The following is a 2393-nucleotide window of genomic DNA, read 5'->3' on the forward strand; positions in this document are numbered from 1 at the left end:
TGTCTGTTCCTCTTGTAGGCCTCAGAGCCACTCATTGGTGACGCGATCGAAACTGCCGGCGCGCAGGTCGGGCTTCTCGGCAATCAGCTTCTGCTTGGCGATTTTTTCGGAGGGCGTCTTCGGCAAAGCCTCGCGATATTCGAGGTAGCGCGGCGTCTTGAAGGGCGCCAGGCGGGACTTGCAGTGCGCGAAGATCATCTCGGGGGAGGCCTGCGCCGCCGAGACGCCGGGCTGCAGGACGATATAGGCCTTCACCTCCTCGCCGCGTGCAGGATCCTTGACGCCGACGACGGCGGCCTCGAGCACTTCGGGCATCTCGGCCAGGGCGGCCTCGACCTCGCGGGCGGCGATGTTCTCGCCGCTTCTCCGGATCATGTCCTTGAGCCGCCCCACGATATAGTGGAAGCCCTGCGCGTCGCGCCAGAACAGGTCCCCGGTGCGGAACCAGTCGCCGCGGAAGGCGGCTTGGTTCGCCTCGGGCTGGCGATAATAGCCCTGCATGATGCCGGGGCCGCGAATGCAAAGCTCGCCTATCTCGCCATCCGGCACGACATTGCCATCGGCGTCGGTGATCTGCGCCTCGCGAAACGGCGCGACCATACCGCAGGAGCCCGAGCCGACCATGTGATAGGCTTCTCTGGGCAGGAACAGCGCCGATCCGACCTCGGTCATGCCGAAGGATTCACGCGCCACGGTGCCGAAGCGGCGCTCGAAATCAGCGTGGAAATCCTTGTTGAAGCCGAATATCGAGACCCGCTTCAGCTCATTTTCCGCATCGAGCGGGTCGGGCGGCTGCTGGTAGATGATCTCGGGGAACAGGCAGTAATGGATCTGGTAGCGGCGGGCCCAGTCCAGGAAACGGGTCGCGCTGGCGCGGCGTGCGACGAAGATCTGCCCGCCGACCCGCATCGCCATCAAGGTCAGCCATTGCGGGTCCATGTAGAAGAAGGGCTGCGCGGCCAGGATGTTCTTCGGATTTTCCGCCTCGCCGCCTCGCATGGCCGCCACCAGCGATATGGTGAGCCAGTAGCGATGCGTCAGCATGCAGCCCTTCGGGAAGCCCGTCGTGCCGGAGGTGTACTGGATGTTGACGATGTCATCGAGTTCGGGCTGAGGCAGGCCCTGCGGAAGGGCAGGGGCATTCGCGTCGATCCGCGCATAGCCATCGGCGCCGGTACCCGCGTCGTCGCCGATCAGGAAGACCGCCGATTTCGGCAACGGTGCGGCATCCCCCAGCGCCTCGTAGGCCGGCAGGCAGCTGGCATGGACGACCAGGTGGGCGGCCTGCGAATCCGTCAGGACATAATCGAGCTCGCGGCCGGTATAGCCGATATTGACTGGCACCATGACGGCGCCAAGCGTGGCGAGCGCCAGCCAGGTGACGGGGAATTCGGGGATGTTCGGCAGCATGACCGCGACATGCGTGCCCATGCGCACCCCCGCGGCATAGAGGCCGGCCGCGGTCCGATCGATTGCCGCTTTGGCCTGCGCATAGCTCGCGACCCCGCCCTCCTCTTGCTCGAAGAAGGTCCACAGCGTCTGGTCGCCACCGGCCGCGGCGCGCTCGTCAACGAAGGCGCCGAGGTTCCGCGGCAGGGCCGTCGCCTCGATATTGCTGCGCATCCGCTCGACGAGGAGCTTGAGCTCCGACCAGTCGCGCGTTTCGCTAAGGGCTTGCTGCATGTTAGGCCTCGGGGACGGAATGGGTCTGGTATCGGAGTTCGTTGCGGCGCCGAACGATCTCGCCGATCGACATGCCGATGATGCTGACGAGCGTCAGCATGACCGCTACGGCCGGCACGGTGGGATCGAGCTTGAGGCTGAGATCGTTCCAGATGCGGACCGGGAGCGTCTGCAGCCCGCCGGAGATGAAGAGCGTGATGATCAGCTCGTCGAAGGAGGCGAAGAAGGCGAGGATCGCCGATGCGAACATCGCCGGCGCCAGGAAGGGCAGCGCCGTATGGACGAAGGCTCTGGCGGGGCCGGCACCGAGGATGCGCGCGGCGCGTTCGATCGTCATGTCGAAGCGACGCAAGCTCCCGGCGACGATCATCACGACGTAAGGCATCGCGATCAGCGCGTGGGCGAGCGTCAGCGCATAGATGTTGTTCACCAGCCGCCAGCGCAGGAACACGATGTAAAGAGCGAGCGCCAGCACCACCGAGGGGATGATGAGCGGCGCGATGAAGAGGGCCGTCAGCACGCCCTTCGCCCGGAAGTCGGCGCGGACCAGGGCGATCGCCGCCAGGGTGCCGAACAGCAAGCTCAGGATCGTCGCGCCGATGCCAATCTTCAGGCTGACCAGCGTCGCGTCGAGCCAGCTCTGGTCCGTGAAGAACTCCCGGTACCAGCGCAGGGAGAGCGATGTCGGCGGAAATTCGAGGAACTGGCTG

At 65.4% G+C, this 2393-nt stretch carries 2 protein-coding genes; both read right to left on the reverse strand.

The window, feature by feature from the left end:
* Window positions 1-21: 21 nt before the first annotated feature.
* Window positions 22-1683, reverse strand: a complete 1662-nt coding sequence (locus tag AC1DVA_RS27645) for an AMP-binding protein (RefSeq protein ID WP_476808021.1) — start codon at window positions 1681-1683, stop codon at window positions 22-24.
* Between the two features lies 1 nt (window position 1684).
* Window positions 1685-2393 (reverse strand): ABC transporter permease (locus AC1DVA_RS27650; protein ID WP_476808022.1); only part of this gene is annotated, 709 nt, incomplete at its 5' end.

It is taken from the genome of Allobosea sp. P4_C6 (assembly GCF_056402015.1).

Bases quoted from the DNA above. Each gene is read 5' to 3' on its own strand.
- AC1DVA_RS27645 (WP_476808021.1), bottom strand. From the start codon at position 1,683: ATGCAGCAAGCCCTTAGCGAAACGCGCGACTGGTCGGAGCTCAAGCTC.